17 protein-coding genes are annotated in these 18,494 nt (G+C 71.8%); 15 read left to right on the top strand and 2 right to left on the bottom strand.

From position 1 onward, the window contains the following. Positions 1–97 precede the first annotated feature (97 nt). The 6 genes from ACJA3G_RS03075 (at position 98) to ACJA3G_RS03050 (ending at position 6,885) form a co-directional block, all read left to right on the top strand. Positions 98–1,108 (top strand): ABC transporter permease, encoded by a 1,011-nt coding sequence (locus tag ACJA3G_RS03075; RefSeq protein ID WP_361380970.1) that lies wholly within the window; start codon positions 98–100, stop codon positions 1,106–1,108. Further along, positions 1,105–2,199, top strand: coding sequence for an ABC transporter ATP-binding protein (locus tag ACJA3G_RS03070; protein ID WP_406551287.1), 1,095 nt, complete (start codon positions 1,105–1,107; stop codon positions 2,197–2,199). Before ACJA3G_RS03075 ends, ACJA3G_RS03070 begins: the two co-directional genes overlap by 4 nt. Next, a complete protein-coding gene (locus ACJA3G_RS03065) occupies positions 2,196–3,713 on the top strand; it encodes an ABC transporter ATP-binding protein (protein WP_406551286.1) in 1,518 nt (505 codons plus the stop codon). The genes ACJA3G_RS03070 and ACJA3G_RS03065 overlap by 4 nt, the downstream gene beginning before the upstream one ends. Before the next feature lie 96 nt (positions 3,714–3,809). Further along, positions 3,810–5,216, top strand: a complete 1,407-nt coding sequence (locus ACJA3G_RS03060; protein ID WP_406551285.1) for a M1 family metallopeptidase — start codon at positions 3,810–3,812, stop codon at positions 5,214–5,216. Between the two features lie 91 nt (positions 5,217–5,307). Beyond that, on the top strand, positions 5,308–5,964 hold the full coding sequence (locus ACJA3G_RS03055; protein WP_406551284.1) for a trimeric intracellular cation channel family protein: 657 nt from the start codon (positions 5,308–5,310) through the stop codon (positions 5,962–5,964). A gap of 81 nt (positions 5,965–6,045) precedes the next feature. Continuing rightward, positions 6,046–6,885: a thioesterase family protein gene (locus tag ACJA3G_RS03050; RefSeq protein WP_406551283.1), complete on the top strand. Its 840-nt coding sequence runs from the start codon at positions 6,046–6,048 to the stop codon at positions 6,883–6,885. Positions 6,886–7,313: 428 nt separating this feature from the next. Here the strand turns inward: ACJA3G_RS03050 and ACJA3G_RS03045 are convergent, their stop codons facing one another. Then, on the bottom strand, positions 7,314–7,964 hold the full coding sequence (locus ACJA3G_RS03045) for a TetR family transcriptional regulator (protein ID WP_406551282.1): 651 nt from the start codon (positions 7,962–7,964) through the stop codon (positions 7,314–7,316). 93 nt (positions 7,965–8,057) lie between these two features. Here ACJA3G_RS03045 and ACJA3G_RS03040 point away from each other — a divergent pair, with 93 nt between their 5' ends. The 4 genes from ACJA3G_RS03040 to mnmA all read left to right on the top strand — a co-directional run bounded on the left by ACJA3G_RS03040 (position 8,058) and on the right by mnmA (position 10,909). After that, positions 8,058–8,216: a hypothetical protein gene (locus ACJA3G_RS03040; protein ID WP_329401865.1), complete on the top strand. Its 159-nt coding sequence runs from the start codon at positions 8,058–8,060 to the stop codon at positions 8,214–8,216. A 2-nt stretch (positions 8,217–8,218) separates the two neighbouring features. Beyond that, positions 8,219–8,488, top strand: coding sequence for a DUF4190 domain-containing protein (locus ACJA3G_RS03035; RefSeq protein ID WP_406551281.1), 270 nt, complete (start codon positions 8,219–8,221; stop codon positions 8,486–8,488). A gap of 35 nt (positions 8,489–8,523) precedes the next feature. After that, positions 8,524–9,693 carry a cysteine desulfurase family protein gene (locus ACJA3G_RS03030; RefSeq protein ID WP_406551280.1) on the top strand — a complete coding sequence of 390 codons (1,170 nt, stop codon included), beginning with the start codon at positions 8,524–8,526 and terminating at the stop codon, positions 9,691–9,693. 91 nt (positions 9,694–9,784) lie between these two features. Beyond that, on the top strand, positions 9,785–10,909 hold the full coding sequence (gene mnmA, locus ACJA3G_RS03025) for a tRNA 2-thiouridine(34) synthase MnmA (protein WP_406551279.1): 1,125 nt from the start codon (positions 9,785–9,787) through the stop codon (positions 10,907–10,909). A 52-nt stretch (positions 10,910–10,961) separates the two neighbouring features. On the opposite strand, the gene ACJA3G_RS03020 is transcribed toward mnmA, so the two are convergent. Next, positions 10,962–11,387, bottom strand: a complete 426-nt coding sequence (locus ACJA3G_RS03020; RefSeq protein WP_406551278.1) for a DUF427 domain-containing protein — start codon at positions 11,385–11,387, stop codon at positions 10,962–10,964. Between the two features lie 104 nt (positions 11,388–11,491). On the opposite strand from ACJA3G_RS03020, the gene ACJA3G_RS03015 reads away from it, so the two are divergent. From ACJA3G_RS03015 to ACJA3G_RS02995, 5 genes are all read left to right on the top strand, one after another. Next, complete coding sequence (locus tag ACJA3G_RS03015) at positions 11,492–12,031, top strand: TIGR00730 family Rossman fold protein (protein WP_406551277.1); 540 nt, start codon at positions 11,492–11,494, stop codon at positions 12,029–12,031. Between the two features lie 16 nt (positions 12,032–12,047). Beyond that, entirely contained in the window at positions 12,048–12,737 is a 690-nt protein-coding gene (locus ACJA3G_RS03010; protein ID WP_406551276.1) for an SDR family oxidoreductase, read from the top strand. After that, positions 12,734–13,762, top strand: a complete 1,029-nt coding sequence (locus tag ACJA3G_RS03005) for a methionine synthase (protein WP_406551275.1) — start codon at positions 12,734–12,736, stop codon at positions 13,760–13,762. The genes ACJA3G_RS03010 and ACJA3G_RS03005 overlap by 4 nt, the downstream gene beginning before the upstream one ends. 25 nt (positions 13,763–13,787) lie before the next feature. Further along, positions 13,788–15,986: an NAD-dependent DNA ligase LigA gene (gene ligA / locus ACJA3G_RS03000; protein WP_406551274.1), complete on the top strand. Its 2,199-nt coding sequence runs from the start codon at positions 13,788–13,790 to the stop codon at positions 15,984–15,986. 251 nt (positions 15,987–16,237) lie between these two features. Further along, on the top strand, positions 16,238–18,355 hold the full coding sequence (locus tag ACJA3G_RS02995) for a putative bifunctional diguanylate cyclase/phosphodiesterase (RefSeq protein WP_406551273.1): 2,118 nt from the start codon (positions 16,238–16,240) through the stop codon (positions 18,353–18,355). Positions 18,356–18,494 lie beyond the last annotated feature (139 nt).

Genomic DNA, 18,494 nt, shown 5'->3' with positions numbered 1-18,494 from the left:
GCTGAGCCCCCGAGTTCTTTGAAAGGCAGGTGAAGGCTCCGGTGCCCGCCGGGTCGGGAAGACCCCCGGCCTGGCGGGCACCGGCTGCCGGACAGCTGTGGCTGCGTACATCATCCGACGCGCTTTCGGCGCGGTGGTCCTGCTGCTGATCGTCAGCGCGGTCACCTTCGCGATTTACTTCCTGGTGCCCCGGCTGGCCGGCCAGACGATGGACCAGTTGGCCGCCCAGTACGTGGGCAAGGACGCCAATGCCGGTGCGATCGCCGCGGTGAAGAAGAACCTCGGGTTCGATCAACCGCTCTACACCCAGTACTGGCACTTCATCAAGCAGATCTTCGTCGGCGCGACCTACCAGTTCGGTCCCGACGCCTCGGTCTGCAACGCCCCCTGCTTCGGCTACTCGTTCAAGAACCACGTCGAGGTCTGGCCGCAGCTGACCGACCGCATCCCGGTCACCTTCTCGCTCGCCATCGGCGCGGCCGTCATCTGGCTGACCTCCGGTGTGGCGGTCGGTGTCGTCTCCGCCCTCAAGCGGGGATCGTTCATGGACCGCTTCTTCATGGCCATCGCCCTCGCCGGGGTGTCCCTCCCGATCTTCTTCACCGGGATGCTGGGCCAGGGACTGTTCACGGTCCAATGGCCCATCTGGTCCGGGGTGCACTATGTGCCCTTCATGGACAATCCAGCCGAATGGGCCTGGAACCTCCTGATCCCCTGGTGCAGCCTCGCCTTCCTCTACTCCGCGCTCTACGCCCGGCTCACCCGGGCCGGAATGCTGGAGACCATGGGGGAGGACTACATCCGCACCGCCCGTGCCAAGGGCCTGCGGGAGCGGACCGTCATCGGCAAGCACGGCCTGCGTGCCGCGCTCACCCCGATCGTCACCATCTTCGGCATGGACTTCGGTCTGCTGATCGGCGGCGCGGTCATCACCGAGCAGGTCTTCTCCTTCCCGGGCCTCGGCTTCTACGCGGTCGACGGCGTCCGCAACAACGACCTCCCGGTCGTGATGGGCGTGACCCTGGTCGCCGCCTTCTTCATCGTTCTCTGCAATCTGCTGGTGGACCTGGTGTACGCCGCGATCGACCCCAGGGTGAGGCTCTCGTGAGCGACCTGAACAAGACCGGCGCGGCCGTCGGCGAGCCGGTGGCCGAGCGCCCCGCCGACGCCGGGGAGGCCTTCCTCTCCGTACGGGACCTGCGCATCCACTTCAACACCGACGACGGCCTGGTCAAGTCCGTCGACGGGGTCAGCTTCGACATCAAGCCCGGCAAGACCCTCGGCATCGTGGGCGAGTCCGGCTCCGGCAAGTCGGTGACCTCGCTCGGCGTGATGGGGCTGCACCGCAGCGCCAACGCGCAGATCTCCGGCGAGGTGTGGCTGGACGGCGAGGAGCTGATCGGCGCCGACCCCGACCACGTACGGCGGCTGCGCGGCCGGAAGATGGCGATGATCTTCCAGGACCCGCTCTCGGCGATGCACCCGTACTACACGGTCGGCGCCCAGATCGTGGAGGCCTACCGGGTCCACAACCAGGTCTCCAAGAAGGTCGCCAGGACCCGGGCCGTCGAGATGCTCGACCGGGTCGGCATCCCCGAGCCCGGCAAGCGCGTGGACTCCTACCCGCACGAGTTCTCCGGCGGTATGCGCCAGCGCGCGATGATCGCGATGGCGCTGGTCAACAACCCCGAGCTGCTGATCGCGGACGAGCCGACCACCGCCCTGGACGTCACCGTGCAGGCGCAGATCCTGGACCTCATCCGGGACCTGCAGAAGGAGTTCGGCTCCGCGGTCATCATGATCACGCACGACCTCGGTGTGGTCGCCGAGATGGCGGACGACCTCCTGGTGATGTACGGCGGCCGGTGCATCGAGCGCGGCCCCGCCGAGAAGGTCTTCTACGAGCCCCAGCACCCCTACACCTGGGGCCTGCTGGGGTCGATGCCCCGCATCGACCGCGAGGAGACCGACCGGCTGATCCCCGTCAAGGGCTCGCCGCCGTCGCTGATCAACGTGCCGTCCGGCTGCGCCTTCAACCCGCGCTGCCCGTACGCGGACCTCCCCAAGGACAACGTCACGCGCACCGTGCGTCCCGAGCTCAAGCAGTGGGACGACGCCGAAGGGCACTTCTCGGCCTGCCACATGTCGCAGGAGGAGCGGACCCGTATCTGGACCGAAGAGATTGCGCCGAAGCTGTGAGCGAGAGCGAGAAGAAGCCCGCCCCGGGCACCGAGGGCACCGAGAAGGCGATCCCGGAGCAGTCGGCCACCTCGCCCGAGCCGCTTCTCAGGGTGGAGGGGCTCACCAAGCACTTCCCCATCAAGAAGGGGCTGCTCGGGCGGCAGACCGGCGCGGTCAAGGCGGTTGACGGCGTCTCCTTCGACGTCATGCCGGGTGAGACCCTCGGCGTGGTGGGCGAGTCGGGCTGCGGCAAGTCGACGATGGGCCGGCTGGTGACCCGGCTGCTCGAACCGACCGGCGGCAAGGTCGAGTTCGAGGGCCACGACATCACGCACATGTCGGCCGGGAAGATGCGTCCGCTCCGGCGCGACATGCAGATGATCTTCCAGGACCCGTACGGCTCGCTGAACCCGCGCCACACCATCGGCGGGATCGTCTCCACCCCCTTCCGGCTCCAGGGCGTCACGCCCGAGGGCGGGGTGAAGAAGGAGGTCCAGCGGCTGATGGCGCTGGTGGGCCTCAACCCCGAGCACTACAACCGCTATCCGCACGAGTTCTCCGGCGGCCAGCGCCAGCGCATCGGCATCGCCCGCGCGCTCGCGCTCAACCCGAAGCTGGTCGTGGCGGACGAGCCGGTCTCGGCGCTCGACGTGTCGATCCAGGCGCAGGTGGTCAACCTCCTGGACGACCTCCAGAGCGAACTGGGCCTCACCTACGTGATCATCGCCCACGACCTGTCGGTCATCCGGCACGTCTCGGACCGGATCGCGGTGATGTACCTCGGCAAGATCGTGGAGCTCGCCGACCGCAAGTCGCTGTACACCGCCCCCATGCACCCGTACACCAAGGCGCTGCTCTCCGCGGTGCCGGTGCCGGACCCCAAGCGCAAGGGCGTCAAGAGCGAGCGCATCCTGCTCAAGGGAGATGTGCCCTCGCCCATCTCGCCGCCGAGCGGCTGCCGCTTCCACACCCGCTGCTGGAAGGCGACGGAGGTCTGCAAGACGCAGGAGCCGCCGCTGATCGCCCTCAAGACCGGCCACCAGGTGGCGTGCCACCACCCGGAGAACGCCCCGGACCAGGTCCCGGGCGAGGCGGTACTGCCGCAGGCACGGGAGTCGGTCGAGCTGTCGGAAACGAAGGGGGAGGCCGCCGCGGCGGCGGAGGCTGGAGCCTCGGCGGAGGCGCCGGAGCCGACTGCGGCTGAGGCTGCGGCGAGCCCTGAGGTTGCGGCGACCCCTGAGGGTGCGGTGACCCCTGAGGGCGCGACGGCCACCGAGGCCGCGGCGGCCACGAAGGCCGCGGCGGCCACGAAGGCCGCGCCGACCACGAAGGCGGCAGCGACCCCTGAGGCTGCGACGGCCCCTGAGGCCGCAGCGACCCCTGAGGGCACGGCGACCACCGAGGGCGCGACGGCCACCGAGGCTGCGGCGACCACGAAGGCCGCGCAGGCCACCGGACCCGCCGAGCCCACGGAGGCCCCCGGCGGCGCGGCTGGGTCGGATGGCCCCGTTCAGGAGTCAACCGACAAGTAACGCATGACGGTTCGGCAAAGTCATGTTCACGCCGAAACGGGAGAGTGCAGAGTCTGCCTGTCCGTACGCACGGAAACGCGTTCGAAGGGCAGACCCATGGCACTCTCCCGTTCGGCACGTCGTACCTCACGGCTGCTCGCCCTCGCCACCGCGGCGGCCTCGGCCTTCACCATCGCCGCCGCACCCGGCGGCGGCTCGCCCGGCGCCGCCGGGATCGGCGACCCCTACTTCCCCGACCTCGGCAACGGCGGCTTCGACGCCCTCCACTACGACCTCGGTGTCAGCTACCAACCGGACTCCGGCCGGCTCGACGGGCATACGACGATCACCGCCCGCGCCACCCAGACCCTCACCAGCTTCCACCTCGACCTCCAGAAGCTCACGGTCGACGCGATACGGGTGAACGGCAGACCGGCCGACTTCACCCGCGACGGCGACGAGATAGTGGTGACGCCCCGTCACAAGCTGCGCAAGGGCAACGAGTTCGAGGTCACCGTCGTCTACGGCGGCGTTCCCGTCGCGCTCAACGGCCCCATCGTCTTCGGCTCCGACTACGGCTGGATGAAGACCAAGGACGGCGTCTTCGTGGCCTGCGAGCCGAACGCCGCCTCCACCTGGTTCCCCTCCAGCGACCACCCCTCCGACAAGGCCACCTACGACATCCGCATCGACGCGCCCAAGGGCCTGACCGGCGTCTCCAACGGCCGCCTGCTCTCCTCGTACGACCGGGGCGACCGCTCGTACTTCCACTGGCGCGAGAACCGGCCGATGGCGACCTACCTGGCCACGGCGACCATCGGCAAGTTCGACGTGACGACCGGCAGGACCCCGGCCGGGACGCCGATCTACGTGGCCATCGACCCCGTCCTCAAGGGCCAGAACCAGGTCGACGTGTACGCCGTCACCGCCGAGGCCACCGACTACTGGTCCCAGGTCTTCGGCCCGTACCCGTTCGAGGAGACGGGCGCGATCGTCGACGACATGCCGCAGGCGGGCTTCTCGCTCGAAGTGCAGTCCAAGCCCGCGTACTCGGCGGTGCGCAACGAGACCACGATCGTCCATGAGCTCGCCCACCAGTGGTTCGGGGACTCGGTCTCGGTGGCGCAGTGGAAGGACATCTGGCTCAACGAGGGTTTCGCGAGCTACGCGCAGTGGCTGTGGGAGGAGCACAAGGGGCGCGGCACCGCCCACGACCTGGCCCGCGCCTACTACAACCGGGTGCCGGCCACCGACCCGTTCTGGCAGCGGGAGGTCGCGGACCCGCAGCGCGACACGATGTTCGAGGGGGCCGTCTACCGGCGCGGGGCGCTGACGCTCCAGGCGCTGCGCGAGCGCATCGGGGACACGGCGTTCTTCAAGCTGCTGCCGGCCTGGACGAAGCTGCACCGGTACGGCAACGCCGACACCGCCCAGTTCGTCGCGCTGGCCGAGAAGATCTCCGGACAGCAGCTGGACGACCTCTTCCAGAAGTGGATCTACACGACCGGCAAGCCGGCCTGGTAGGCGAGCGGACCCGGTAGTCCAACGGGTCCGGTGGACGAGCGGAGCACCCGGCAGATTCGGGCGGTGAAACGCGGCGGGGTAAAAATGTCGGGTGCTCCACGAACTGTTCACCCCTTCCGTCCAGCATTCGCTGGACCTCGTCGGGATCTTCGTCTTCGCGATCTCCGGCGCGCTGCTCGCCGTGCGCAAGAACTTCGACGTGTTCGGCATCGCGGTCCTGGCCGAGGTCACCGCGCTGGGCGGAGGGCTGTTCCGGGATCTGATCATCGGCGCGGTGCCGCCCGCCGCGTTCAGCGATCTCGGCTACTTCATCACCCCGCTGCTCGCCGCCGTGCTGGTCTTCTTCCTCCACCCCCAGGTCGAACGCACCCAGCGCGCGGTCAATGTCTTCGACGCGGCGGGCCTCGGGCTGTTCTGTGTCACGGGCACGACGAAGGCGTACGACTACGGGCTCGGCCTCACCTCCTCCGCCGCCCTGGGCCTGGCCACGGCGGTGGGCGGCGGTGTGCTGCGCGATGTCCTGGCCAACGAGGTCCCCTCGCTGCTCCGCTGGGACCGCGACCTCTACGCGGTGCCGGCGATCGTGGGCGCCACGATCGTGGCCCTGTGCATCCGCTTCGACACCCTGAACGCCCTGACCAGCGGCTTCGCCGTGGTCGCCGCGTTCGTGCTGCGCCTGGCGGCGATGCACTACCACTGGCGCGCGCCGAGGGCGTGGAACAGGAGGAGCGCGACGGCGGAGGAGTGAGTGAGGCGAGGCCCAGCGCGGTGGCCTCCCCGGTGGGAAAAAAAGCTACCGCTCAGTAACGTACCCGTGTACCGTGTCCGCATGGCACAGGCAACGATCGGGGACAGCGAGTTCGACCGGGACACCGCCGTCACCCCGCGCGCGAACGAAGACGGCGTCTACGACGCCCATCTCTCGGCCGGATGGACGATCATCCACGCCGTGAACGGCGGCTACCTCCTCGCCCTCCTCGGCCGCACACTCGGTCAGGCGCTCCCGCACGCGGACCCGTTCAGCGTGACGGCCCACTACCTCACGCCCTCGGCCCCGGGCCCGGCCGTCGTGCGCACCCAGCGCGTGCGCACCGGCCGCACCCTCTCCACCGGCCAGGCCTCGCTCTTCCAGTACGACGAGAACGGCGCCGAGGTCGAGCGCATCCGCGTCCTCGCCTCGTACGGCGACCTGGACGCGCTCCCGGACGACGTACGCACCACCGCCAAGCCGCCGGTGATCCCGCCGATCGAGCACTGCCTCGGCCCGGCCGACGGCCCCGCCCCGATCCCGGGCAGCTCGGCCATCACCGACCGGCTGATGCTGAAGCTGGACCCGACCACGCTCGGCTGGGCGGTCGGCGCTCCCTCCGGCAAGGGCGAGATGCGCGGCTGGTTCGGCCTGGCCGACGGCCGCGACGCCGACCCGTACTCCCTGCTGCTCGCGGTCGACGCGCTGCCTCCCACCGCGTTCGAGATGGGCCTGACGGGCTGGACCCCCACGGTCGAGCTCACCGTCCACATCCGCTGCCGCCCGGCGCCGGGCCCGCTGCGGGTCTCCATCACCACACGCAACCTGGCGGGCGGCTTCCTGGAGGAGGACGCAGAGGTCTGGGACAGCGCAGACCGCCTGGTGGCCCAGTCCCGCCAACTGGCGAGGGCCCAGCGGTAGATCGCTCCGCTGGGGGGCCGCGGGTTTGGCTGGTGCCGTCTGTGGCGCCGGGCGCGGGTTCTGGCTGAGCCATCTGTGGCGCTGGGGCTCCGGTTTTGGCTGCGGGCCGTCTGTGGCTGGTCGCGCAGTTCCCCGCGCCCCTGGTGGTCTGTGGCTGGGCCGGGTTTTTTGGCTGCGGCCGGGCTCCCTGGGGGCGTGGGTTTTGGCTGCGGGTTGTCTGTGGTTGCTCGCGCAGTTCCTCGCGCCCCTGGTGGTCTGTGGCTGGGCCGGGTTCTTCGGCTGTGGCCGGGCTCCCTCTGTGGTGCGGGGTTTGGGTGCGGGTTGTCTGTGGCTGGGCTGGGTTCTCCGGCGGCGGCCGGACTCCCTCAGGGGCGCGGGGAACTGCGCGAGCAACCCCCGCCGGCCCGCAGACGTAGACGCAGGCCGCCTCAGTCCAGCCAGTGCCGACGCCCCAGCGTCACCAGCCGCAACTGCCGCCGCGCGGTCGCGATGACCGCCTCCTCGGCGAGCGTGACCGCCTCCTCCCCGTCGCACGCGGCCCCCGCCCCCGCCTCCAGAATCGCGGACGCCGTCATCACCATGTGATCGACGTACACCCCGGCCAGCATCCGCAGATCCCCCCGGCTCCATCCCGCCGACTCCGGATCCGTCCCCAGCGCCGCCGCCACCTCCTCGCCGAACCGCCGAAGCTGCACGCCGATGGCCGCGCGCACCGGCGCCACCCCGCCGTGCCGCTCGCGCGCGATGAAGCGGACATGCGCCGGATGCGCCCGCACATGCGCGGCGATCAGCGACACCGCCCGGTCGATGCGCTCCTCGCTCTCCCCGGTCGTCACCATCACCGCCCGGATCGTCTCGTGCAGGCTCCCGAGCGCCCCCTCGACCAGCGCCACCCCGAGATCGGCCATGTCCTTGAAGTGCCGGTAGAAGGCGGCGGGGGAGACCCCCACGGCCCGGGTGACCTCACGAAGCCCCAGGCTGCTGAGGCTCTGGTGCTCCAGCAGAACGAGGGCGGCGTCCAGAAGCGCCTGACGCGTCTTCTGCTTCTGGGCCTGGCGGATCCCGAGAGTGTGGCTCATTCCACTCAGTAAACAACCGTTCGCTGATTTTGAAAAGGCTAGACTGGGTAGTCAGTTAACAGTCGTACTCCGAAACCGACTTGAGAGGCACCCATGCTTTTCCTCGTCGCAGCCCTCCTCCTGCTGGGGGTCGTGCTGGGCTCAGCGGCGCACCTTCCGCTCCCGGTCACCCTGGCCGTCGCCGGCGCCATCGGGCTCTGGCTGATCGTCTTCGCCGTACGTGAACGCATCTCGTCGCACCGAAGGGCCTGACCATGGATCTCGTCCTGAACCGCCGCCGTGTCCGTGACAAGGACGCCGACGGCATGGCCGTCGCCTCCTTCGTCCTCGGACTGCTCGGCCTGCTGGTCATGAACGTCGTACTCGGCCCGATGGCCATCGTGCTCGCCGGTCTCGCCCTGCGGTACGGCACCGTCCGGCGGGGCCGCGCCTGGCTCGGACTCGCCCTCGGCCTCGCCGATCTCGTGGTGCTCGCGGCCCTGGTCATGGCCGACGGGACGGTCTCCTGGGGGCTCGGCGCCTGAGGCCCGTCCCGGTGGCTCGTAGAATCGGGCCCACCATGGCTTACCTCGACCACGCCGCGACCACTCCGATGCTCCCGGAGGCGGTCCAGGCGATGACCGCCCAGCTCACCGCCACCGGCAACGCGTCCTCGCTGCACGCCGCCGGCCGCCGGGCCCGCCGTACCGCCGAGGAGGCCCGAGAGGAGCTCGCCGAGGCACTCGGCGCCCGGCCCAGCGAAGTCGTCTTCACGGCCGGCGGCACCGAGGCCGACAACCTCGCCGTCAAGGGCCTGTACTGGGCCCGCCGCGACGCCGACCCGCGCAGGGTCCGGGTCCTGGCCAGCCCCGTCGAGCACCACGCCGTGCTCGACGCGGTGCACTGGCTCGCCGAGCACGAGGGCGCGACCGTCGAGTACCTCCCCGTCGACCGCTACGGGCGGGTGCACCCCGACTCCCTGCGCGACGCGATCGCGCGCGACCCCTCCGACGTGGCCCTGGCCACCGTGATGTGGGCCAACAACGAGATCGGCACGGTCCTGCCGGTGGCCGAACTCGCCGCCGTGGCCCGCGAGTTCGACGTACCCCTGCACGCCGACGCGGTCCAGGCGGTGGGCCAGCTCGACGTCGACTTCGCCGCCTCCGGCCTCGCCGCGATGACCGTCTCGGGCCACAAGATCGGCGGCCCGTACGGCATCGGGGCGCTGCTGCTCGGCCGTGAGTACACCCCCGTTCCCGTACTGCACGGCGGCGGCCAGGAGCGCCATGTCCGCTCCGGCACGCTCGACGTGCCCGCCATCGCCGCCTTCGCCGTGGCGGGACGGCTGGCCGCCGAGCGCCGCGCCGACTTCGCGCGCGAGGTCGGCGGGCTGCGCGACCGGCTGGTCGAAGCGGTCCGCGAGGCGGTCCCGCAGGCGATCCTCGGCGGCGACCCGGCCCCCGGGGGCCGTCTCCCGGCCAATGCGCACTTCACCTTCCCCGGCTGCGAGGGCGACTCCCTGCTGCTGCTCCTGGATGCCCAGGGCATCGAGTGCTCCACCGGCTCGGCCTGCACGGCGGGCGTGGCCCAGCCCAGCCATGTCCTGCTCGCCACGGGCACGCCTCCCGACCTGGCCAGGGGCACCCTGCGCTTCTCCCTGGGCCACACCTCCACCGAAGCCGACGTCCAGGCCGTGGCGACGGCCATCGGCCCGGCGGTGGAGCGGGCCAGGTCCGCGGGGCTGAGCTGACGCCCCCGGCGGGGTGCGGCCCGGCCCGCACCCCGCGCCCGGGATACTCGCGAGCCGTCCGCCCCACGCGGCACGTACCCTGGTGGGTGCTATGACGAAGACACCCCCGCGCCCCCTCCGTGTGCTCGCCGCCATGTCCGGAGGCGTCGACTCGGCCGTCGCCGCCGCCCGGGCCGCCGAGGCGGGCCATGACGTCACCGGCGTCCACCTCGCCCTGTCCGCGAACCCGCAGTCCTTCCGCACCGGAGCGCGGGGCTGCTGCACCATCGAGGACTCCCGCGACGCCCGTCGTGCCGCTGATGTCATCGGCATTCCCTTCTATGTCTGGGACCTGGCGGAGCGCTTCCGCGAGGACGTGGTCGAGGACTTCGTCGCCGAGTACGAGGCGGGTCGCACCCCCAATCCGTGTCTGCGCTGCAACGAGAAGATCAAGTTCGCCGCGCTGCTCGACAAGGCCCTGGCCCTGGGCTTCGACGCCGTGTGCACCGGCCACTACGCCACGGTCGTCCTCAACGAGGACGGCAGCCGCGAGCTGCACCGCGCCAGCGACATGGCCAAGGACCAGTCCTACGTCCTCGGCGTCCTGGACGAGAAGCAGCTCGCCCACGCGATGTTCCCGCTCGGTGACACCCTCACCACCAAGGACGAGATCCGCGCCGAGGCCGAGCGCCGGGGCCTGGCCGTCGCCAAGAAGCCGGACAGCCACGACATCTGCTTCATCGCCGACGGCGACACCCAGGGCTTCCTCGCCCAGCGGCTGGGCAGGGCCGAGGGCGACATCGTCGACGAGTCCGGCACCAAGGTCGGCTCCCACGAGGGGGCCTACGGCTTCACCATCGGCCAGCGCAAGGGTCTGCGCATCGGCCACCCGGCCGCCGACGGCAAGCCCCGCTATGTCCTGGACATCTCCCCGGTGAACAACACCGTCACCGTCGGCCCGGTCGAGGCCCTGGACGTCACCGGCCTGACCGCGATCAAGCCCCGCTGGTGCGGCCGGGCCCCGGCCGGCCCCGGCACGTACACCGCGCAGCTGCGCGCCCACGGCGGCGAGACGACGGTGACGGCGGAGCTGACGGGCGACGAGCTGGTGGTGAGCTTCGCCGAGCCGGTACGCGGCGTCGCACCCGGCCAGGCGATCGTGCTGTACGACGGCACGCGGGTGGTGGGCTCGGCGACGATCGCCACCACCACGCGCCGCGCCGGGGCCCCGGTCTGAGCGGGGCCGGCACGGGCGGGACCGGGCCGGGCCGGCGCGGGCCGCGCCGGGGCTAGGCCGGGGCGTCCTCGGGTATTTCGGTCACCGTGCCTATGAAGCACAGATGGTCCTTGATCAATGCCACCGCCGCCAGCGGCTCGTGGTACGCCCAGGCCATGTCCGGCGCGTCCGGCAGCGACCAGTAGGCCGCGACTCCCTTGTACGGGCAGGTGGTTCGGGTGGGGGACGGGCTCAGCAGATCGGTCCGGACATCCTCGGGCGGCAGGTAGTAGCGGACGGGCAGACCGTCCTCGCGCACCAGCAGCGGGCGGGTGCTGTCGGCGAGCACCTGCCCGCCCCACAGCACGCGGACGCGCAGCGCGCCCTCCCCGGCGGCCTCGGCCGTGACGAGGTGGTCCGGGTCGAAGGGCGGCGGCGGGCCAGGCGGGGGCGTCGCGGCGCCGGTGGGCTCGGCGAGAATCGTGTGCGTCGTCGTCATGCCCGCTCAACGGCCCGTCGCCCGGCGCTTGTTCCCCCGATTCACCGTTCGGGCCACTGTTCACCCGTTCGAGTGGCCGAGGTCTCCCGACGTACGGTTGAGCCATGAACATCTGCGTCTTCCTCTCCGCCGCCGACCTCGACGACCGCTACACCGGCCCCGCCCGCGAGTTCGCCGAGCTGCTAGGCAAGGGCGGCCACACGCTGGTGTGGGGCGGCTCGGACCGCGGACTGATGAAGGTCGTCGCGGACGGCGTGCAGGAGGCCGGCGGACGGCTGGTCGGGGTCTCCGTCGACTTCCTCGCTGTCTCGGCCCGCGAGAACGCCGACGAGATGCTCTTCGCCGGGGACCTCGCCGAGCGCAAGGCGCTGCTGCTGGAGAAGGCCGACGCCGTCGTGATCATGGTCGGCGGCACCGGGACCCTCGACGAGGCCACCGAGATCCTGGAGCTGAAGAAGCACGGCAAGCACACCAAGCCGGTGGTGCTGCTGAACACCGCGGGCTTCTACGACGGCCTCAAGACGCAGTTCCGCCGCATGGAGGACGAGGGCTTCCTGCCGATGCCCCTCACTGACCTGGTCTTCTTCGCGGAGGACGGTGTCGGGGCCCTCGCCTACCTGGAGGAGTCGGCAGGGGTCCGGTAATGCGAGCATGGCGGGTATGGCTACACACCTGATCACTGGGGCAGGCTCCGGCATCGGCGCGGCGGTGGCGCGACGGCTGCACGACCGGGGCGACGAACTCGTCCTGCTCGCCCGCGACGCCGGGCGCGCCAAGGAACTCGCGGGGCACTTCCCCGGCGCCCGCACGCTCGTCGCGGACCTCGCCGACCCGGACCGCATCTCCAAGTCGCTCGGCATGCAGCCGATGCCGGACCACCTCGACTCCCTCCTGCACATCGCGGGCGTCGTCGACCTCGGCCCGGTCGCCGAGCTCCGCCCCAGGACCTGGCACCAGCAGCTCAACGCGAACCTGATCTCCCCCGCCGAGCTCACCCGTCTCTTCCTCCCGCACCTGCGCGCGGCCCGCGGGCACGTCCTGTTCGTCAACTCCGGCGCCGGCCTCAACGCCCACGCCGAGTGGGGCGCGTACGCCGCCTCCAAGCACGGCCTCAAGGCGCTCGCCGACTCGCTGCGCCAGGAGGAGCACGCGGGCGGTGTGCGCGTCACCTCCGTCTACCCGGGGCGCACCGCCAGCCCCATGCAGGCCAAGGTGCACTCGCAGGAGGGCAGGGAGTACGACCCGGCGAAGTACATCGACCCCGAGTCGGTGGCGACCACGATCGTGATGGCGCTCGACCTGCCGCGCGACGCCGAGGTCAACGACCTGACGGTGCGGCCGGGCCGATGAGCGACACCGTCAGCGACTTCCCCCGGGGCTCCGCCACCGGCGTCGGCTCCCTGCCCGGCGGCGACGCGCGCGAGGCCGCCAAGACCGTCACCGGCTCCCTCATCGGCGCCGAGGGCTCGGCCGGCGACTTCCCCTTCCTGCCCGAACTGCCCGCGCGCGGCCCCGGCGCCGACATGATCGGGCGCACCGCCGGGCTGCTCGTGGAGATGTACGCGCGCGTGGAGCCCAGCGGCTGGCGGCTCGGCGACCGGCCGGGCCGCGACACCCGCCGGGCCCACTCCTGGCTGGGCGAGGACCTGGACGCCCTGGAGGAGTTCACCCAGGGGTACGAGGGTCCGCTCAAGGTCCAGGCGGTGGGGCCGTGGACGCTCGCCGCCGCCCTGGAGCTGCGCGGCGGGGAGGCAGCGCTCGGCGACCCGGGCGCCTGCCGCGACCTGGCCGGGTCGCTCGCCGAGGGCCTGCGCGGCCACCTGGCGGACGTGCGCCGCCGGGTGCCGGGCGCGCGGATCCTGCTCCAGCTCGACGAGCCCTCCCTCACCGCCGTCCTGCGCGGGCAGATCAGGACCGCCAGCGGCTACCGCACCCACCGGGCCGTGGACCGGCAGGTCGTCGAGTCGACGCTGCGCGAGGTGATCGCGGTCCACGACGGCCCGGTCGCGGTCCACTCCTGCGCCCCCGACGTGCCGTTCGCCCTGCTGCGCCGGGCCGGCGCCGCCGCCGTCTCGTTCGATTTCTCCCTGCTCACCGAGCGTGACGACGAGGTGATCGGTGAGGCGGTGGAGGGCGGCACCCGGCTGTTCGCCGGAGTGGTCGGCGGCACCGACGGCCCATTGTCGGACCCTGCCGGTAGCGTCATGGGTGTCAGGACGTTGTGGCGCAGGCTGGGGCTGCATCCGGGGACTCTCGCCGAGTCCGTCGTGATCACCCCGGCGTGCGGGCTGGCGGGCGCCTCGCCGGCGTATGCCCGCGCGGCGCTCGCCCACTGCGTCCGGGCGGCGAGATCGCTCGCGGACAACCCTGAGTGACGGGGAAGACGGGAAACGGGAGGACATGACAGTGGCTGGCGAACAGAACGACGTGGTGCCCGCGGACGCACGGGAGAAGCACGCGCTCCTCGCCGAGCAGGTCGAGGAGCACCGGTTCCGGTACTACGTGAAGGACCAGCCGGTCATCAGCGACGGCGAGTTCGACAAGCTGCTGCGCGGCCTGGAGGCCCTGGAGGAGGAGTATCCGGAGCTGCGCACCCCGGACTCCCCGACCCAGAAGGTGGCGGGGGCGTACGAGACGGACTTCACCGCGGTCGAGCACCGCGAGCGGATGCTGTCGCTGGACAACGCGTTCGACGACGAGGAGCTGGCCGCCTGGGCCGACCGCGTCGCCAAGGACGTCGGCACCGCCCGCTACCACTACCTGTGCGAGCTGAAGGTCGACGGCCTCGCGGTCAACCTGACGTACGAGCACGGGCGGCTCACCCGCGCCGCCACCCGCGGCGACGGCCGCACCGGCGAGGACATCACGCCCAACGTCCGCACCATCGCGGACATCCCCGACCGCCTCAAGGGCGACCGCGTCCCCGACCTGGTGGAGATCCGGGGCGAGGTCTACTTCCCGATGGAGGCGTTCGAGGGGCTGAACGCACGCCTGGTGGAGGCGGGCGACAAGCCGTTCGCCAACCCGCGCAACGCGGCGGCCGGTTCGCTGCGCCAGAAGGACCCCAAGGTCACCGCCACCCGCCCGCTCCACATGGTGGTGCACGGCATCGGCGCGCGCGAGGGCTTCACCATCGACTGCCTCTCCCACGCGTACGAGCTGCTGCGCGAATGGGGCCTGCCCACCGCCCAGCACAACAAGGTGGTCGGCTCCATGGACGAGGTACGGGACTTCATCGCGTACTTCGGGGAGAACCGCCACTCGGTCGAGCACGAGATCGACGGCGTGGTCGTCAAGCTCGACGAGATCCCCCTCCAGGGCCGCCTGGGCTCCACCGCGCGCGCCCCGCGCTGGGCGATCGCCTGGAAATACGCGCCGGAGGAGGTCAACACCAAGCTCCTCAACATCCGCGTCGGCGTCGGCCGCACCGGCCGCGTCACGCCGTACGCGCAGGTGGAGCCGGTGACGGTGGCGGGCTCCGAGGTCGAGTTCGCCACCCTGCACAACCAGGACGTGGTCAAGGCCAAGGGCGTCCTCATCGGGGACACGGTGGTGCTGCGCAAGGCCGGCGACGTCATCCCGGAGATCCTGGGCCCCGTCACGGACCTGCGGGACGGCACCGAGCGGGAGTTCGTGATGCCCGCCGAGTGCCCCGAGTGCGGCACCGCCCTGCGCCCCATGAAGGAGGGCGACATCGATCTGCGCTGCCCCAACGCGCGGTCGTGCCCCGCCCAGTTGCGCGAGCGGCTGTTCTACCTGGCGGGCCGCAAGAGCCTGGACATCGAGAACTTCGGGTATGTCGCCGCCACGGCCCTCACCAAGCCGCTGGAGCCGGCCGAGCCGCCGCTGCTCGACGAGGGCGACCTCTTCGACCTGACGATGGAGCGGCTGCTGCCCATCCGGGCGTACGTCCTGGACCAGGACAGCGGGCTGCCCAAGCGCGACCCCAAAACCGGTGAGGAGAAGACCGCCCTGGTCTTCGCCAACATGAACGGCGAGCCGCGCAAGAACGCGGTGTCGATGCTGGAGAACATCGCCGCCGCCAAGGAGCGCCCGCTCGCCCGGATCCTCACCGGCCTGTCGATCCGTCATGTCGGCCCGGTCGCCGCCGAGGCGCTCGCCCGGGAGTTCCGCTCCATCGAGCGCATCGAACAGGCCACCCAGGAGGAGCTGGCGGCGGTCGAGGGCGTCGGCGGGATCATCGCGACCTCGCTCAAGCAGTGGTTCGAGGAGGAGTGGCACCGCGAGATCCTGCGCAAGTGGAAGGCCGCGGGCGTCCGGATGGAGGACGAGCGCTCCGGCGAGGACGAGGGACCGCGTCCCCTGGAGGGGCTCACGGTGGTCGTGACCGGAACGCTGGCGCAGCACACCAGAGATGGCGCGAAAGAAGCGCTCCAGAGCCGTGGAGCGAAGGTCACGGGTTCCGTTTCCAAGAAGACGTCGTTCGTCGTCGTCGGCGACAGCCCTGGTTCGAAGTACGACAAGGCGATGCAGCTGAAGGTTCCGGTTCTCGACGAGGACGGGTTCGCTGTGCTGCTGGAACAGGGTCCCGAGGCTGCTCGCGAAGCGGCTGTGCCGAGCGCACAGGAAGGGGAATAACAGGAGTGGAGGGCTCCTCCCGGACGGCCCGCCATCACCCGTTCGGCTCATAGCAGACGGCTCCTGGTGGTCAGTTCGCATTCGGGCAAGAGATGTAGACCGCTGCCCGTCGGAGCCCTCCGCGGCCTACTGTTGGGATGAGCGCCAGTCGTGCACGGCTGAAACGGAGCTTGGGGGAGCTCCCGGCCGTGGTGGCATGACAACGGGGCCATCGCGTGGCATCGGCACCGCCGGCTGTGAGAGGGACGGGAATGAAACCGACCGAGAGCGCCGCCCCGGCCGTACGGCTGCGCGGGTTCGCGGGATTCTCCTCCAGGCTGACCGCCGGCGTCCTCGGGACCGCCGCCCTCGCCCTGGCCCTGGGGTTCTACCGGGCCCTCGACACGGGCGACGCCCTCTTCCCCGGCTCCACCCGGGGCTGGGCGCTGGCCGTGCTCACCGGCATCATCGTGGGCCACCTGGTCGCGCTCGGGCGCGACCGCTGGTGGGGCGGCACCGGCTCCGGCGCCGCGCTCACCCTCGCCGTACTGCTGCTGTACGGCTGGGTGCCCGCCGGGCTCGTCTCCATGGCGGTCGTGGTGCTGGTCGGGGCCGCCCGTCGGCACCGCTGGCGCCAGGGCGTGCTGCACGGCGCCGTCGACGTCCTCGGCATCGGCGCGGCGGCGCTGGTGCTCGCCGTCTTCGGCCACCACCCCAGCGTCCGTTCACCCTGGTGGCCCACCGAGTGGACGGTCTCCTCGGCCCCCGTCGTCGTCCTCGCCGCCGCGACATACCTGGCGGTCACCCGGATACTCCTCTGGTACGCGCTGGCGCCGCGCGGCGGCGGCCTGCCCACGGTCGCCCGTACGGCGCTGCTGCGCCAGGGCCTGGTCGCCGTCGCCCTGCTCGGCATCGCCCCGCTGATCTGCGTGGTCGCGATGGCCCTGCCGATCCTGCTGCCGCTGTTCGCGGTGCCGCTGATCGCCCTCGACTCCACCCTGTGGATCGCCCGCGCCCGCGCCGAGGAGCAGCTGCGCGACCCGCTCACCGGTCTGCCCAACCGCCTGTGGCTCCTGGAGCGCACCTGGGCCGCCCTGGAGGAGGCCGAGGGCCCCGGCAACCGGGCCGCCCTCGTCCTGATCGACATGGACCGCTTCCGCTCGGTCAACGACACCCTGGGCCACCTCGCCGGCGACCGGCTGCTCCTTCAGATCGCCGAGCGGCTGCGGCTCGCCCTGCCGCGCGGCGCCGAGGCGGCGCGCCTCGGCGGCGACGAGTTCGCCGTGCTGCTGCCCGTGGCGGACTCCGCCACCAGCACCATGCGGATAGCCCGGGGCCTGGTCGCCGAGCTCTCCTCCCCGCTCGACCTCGACGGGCTCACCCTGGTCCTGGAGGCCAGCGCGGGCGTCGCGGTCTACCCCGACCACGCGCTGGACGCCGAGGGGCTGCTGCGCCGGGCGGACGTGGCGATGTACCAGGCCAAGCGGGACCGCACGGGCGTGGAGGTGTACGAGTCCAAGCGGGACTCCAACACCCCCGACCGGCTCGGCCTGCTGGGCGATCTGCGGCGGGCGCTCGACGCGGGCGACGTGGAGCTCCACTACCAGCCCAAGGTCCGCTTCGACGGCCAGGTGTCCGGCCTGGAGGCCCTGGTGCGCTGGGTGCACCCGGAGCGCGGCCGGGTCCCTCCCGACGAGTTCATCGCCATCGCGGAGTCCTCGGGGCTGATGCCGCACCTGACCGAGTACGTCCTGGATACGGCGCTCGCCCAGGTCGCGCGGTGGCGGGCCCAGGGGCTCACGGTCCCGGTCGCCGTGAACGTCTCGCCGCGCGATGTGCACACCCCCGGCTTCGCGGGGGCGGTCGCGGCCCGGCTGGCCCGGCACGGCGTCCCGGCGGGCGCCCTCCAGCTGGAGATAACCGAGCACGTCCTGCTGGAGGACCCGCAGCGCGCCGCCGACACCCTGGCCGGGCTCACCGGGCACGGCGTGAAGATGTCCCTCGACGACTTCGGCACGGGGTACTCGTCGCTGGTGCACCTGCGGCGGCTGCCCGTCAGCGAGCTCAAGATCGACCGCTCCTTCGTGGCCCGGCTCGCCGTGGACAACGAGGACGCCGAGATCGTCCGCTGCACCCTCGACCTCGCCCACTCCCTGGGTCTGCTCGTCGTCGCCGAGGGCGTCGAGGACGACGAGACCTGGGAGCGGCTGCGCGACCTGGGGTGCGACGCGGTCCAGGGCTGGCTGGTCGCCCCCGCGATGCCGCCCGCCGAGGCCACCGCGTGGCTGCTCGCCCGTGGCTCCAACGGCTGGCAGCGCCCCGCCGACCTGGAGGCGGCGGCCAGGCTCGCCGCCGCGGCCGAGCTGCCGTCCGGCACCCCGGTCCAGTGACGCGGGCCGCCGTCGGCCCGCGCCCGACGGCACCGTAACGCCGCGACGGCCGTCCGGGACACGGCACTTCGGACAAGGCCGCCCCGACGGGCGGCACCGCCCGGGGTGCCGCCCCGCCGAGGGGCCCCCGACCGCCCCC

It is taken from the genome of Streptomyces sp. YS-3 (genome assembly GCF_045257485.1).
In the GTDB taxonomy this organism is placed as follows: domain Bacteria; phylum Actinomycetota; class Actinomycetes; order Streptomycetales; family Streptomycetaceae; genus Streptomyces.
This window is presented reverse-complemented; position numbering and strand designations above follow the sequence as displayed.

What these genes read in the sequence shown, in the direction of transcription:
- ACJA3G_RS03035 (WP_406551281.1), top strand. Translation starts at nt 8,219, where the DNA reads ATGGATCTCGTCCTGAACCGCCGCCGTGTCCGTGACAAGGACGCCGAC.
- ACJA3G_RS03010 (WP_406551276.1), top strand. Translation starts at nt 12,048, where the DNA reads ATGGCTACACACCTGATCACTGGGGCAGGCTCCGGCATCGGCGCGGCG.
- ACJA3G_RS03040 (WP_329401865.1), top strand. Translation starts at nt 8,058, where the DNA reads ATGCTTTTCCTCGTCGCAGCCCTCCTCCTGCTGGGGGTCGTGCTGGGC.
- ACJA3G_RS03060 (WP_406551285.1), top strand. Translation starts at nt 3,810, where the DNA reads ATGGCACTCTCCCGTTCGGCACGTCGTACCTCACGGCTGCTCGCCCTC.
- ACJA3G_RS03050 (WP_406551283.1), top strand. Translation starts at nt 6,046, where the DNA reads ATGGCACAGGCAACGATCGGGGACAGCGAGTTCGACCGGGACACCGCC.
- ACJA3G_RS03030 (WP_406551280.1), top strand. Translation starts at nt 8,524, where the DNA reads ATGGCTTACCTCGACCACGCCGCGACCACTCCGATGCTCCCGGAGGCG.
- ACJA3G_RS03045 (WP_406551282.1), bottom strand. Translation starts at nt 7,964, where the DNA reads ATGAGCCACACTCTCGGGATCCGCCAGGCCCAGAAGCAGAAGACGCGT.
- ACJA3G_RS02995 (WP_406551273.1), top strand. Translation starts at nt 16,238, where the DNA reads ATGAAACCGACCGAGAGCGCCGCCCCGGCCGTACGGCTGCGCGGGTTC.
- ligA (WP_406551274.1), top strand. Translation starts at nt 13,788, where the DNA reads ATGACAGTGGCTGGCGAACAGAACGACGTGGTGCCCGCGGACGCACGG.
- mnmA (WP_406551279.1), top strand. Translation starts at nt 9,785, where the DNA reads ATGACGAAGACACCCCCGCGCCCCCTCCGTGTGCTCGCCGCCATGTCC.
- ACJA3G_RS03015 (WP_406551277.1), top strand. Translation starts at nt 11,492, where the DNA reads ATGAACATCTGCGTCTTCCTCTCCGCCGCCGACCTCGACGACCGCTAC.
- ACJA3G_RS03005 (WP_406551275.1), top strand. Translation starts at nt 12,734, where the DNA reads ATGAGCGACACCGTCAGCGACTTCCCCCGGGGCTCCGCCACCGGCGTC.
- ACJA3G_RS03020 (WP_406551278.1), bottom strand. Translation starts at nt 11,387, where the DNA reads ATGACGACGACGCACACGATTCTCGCCGAGCCCACCGGCGCCGCGACG.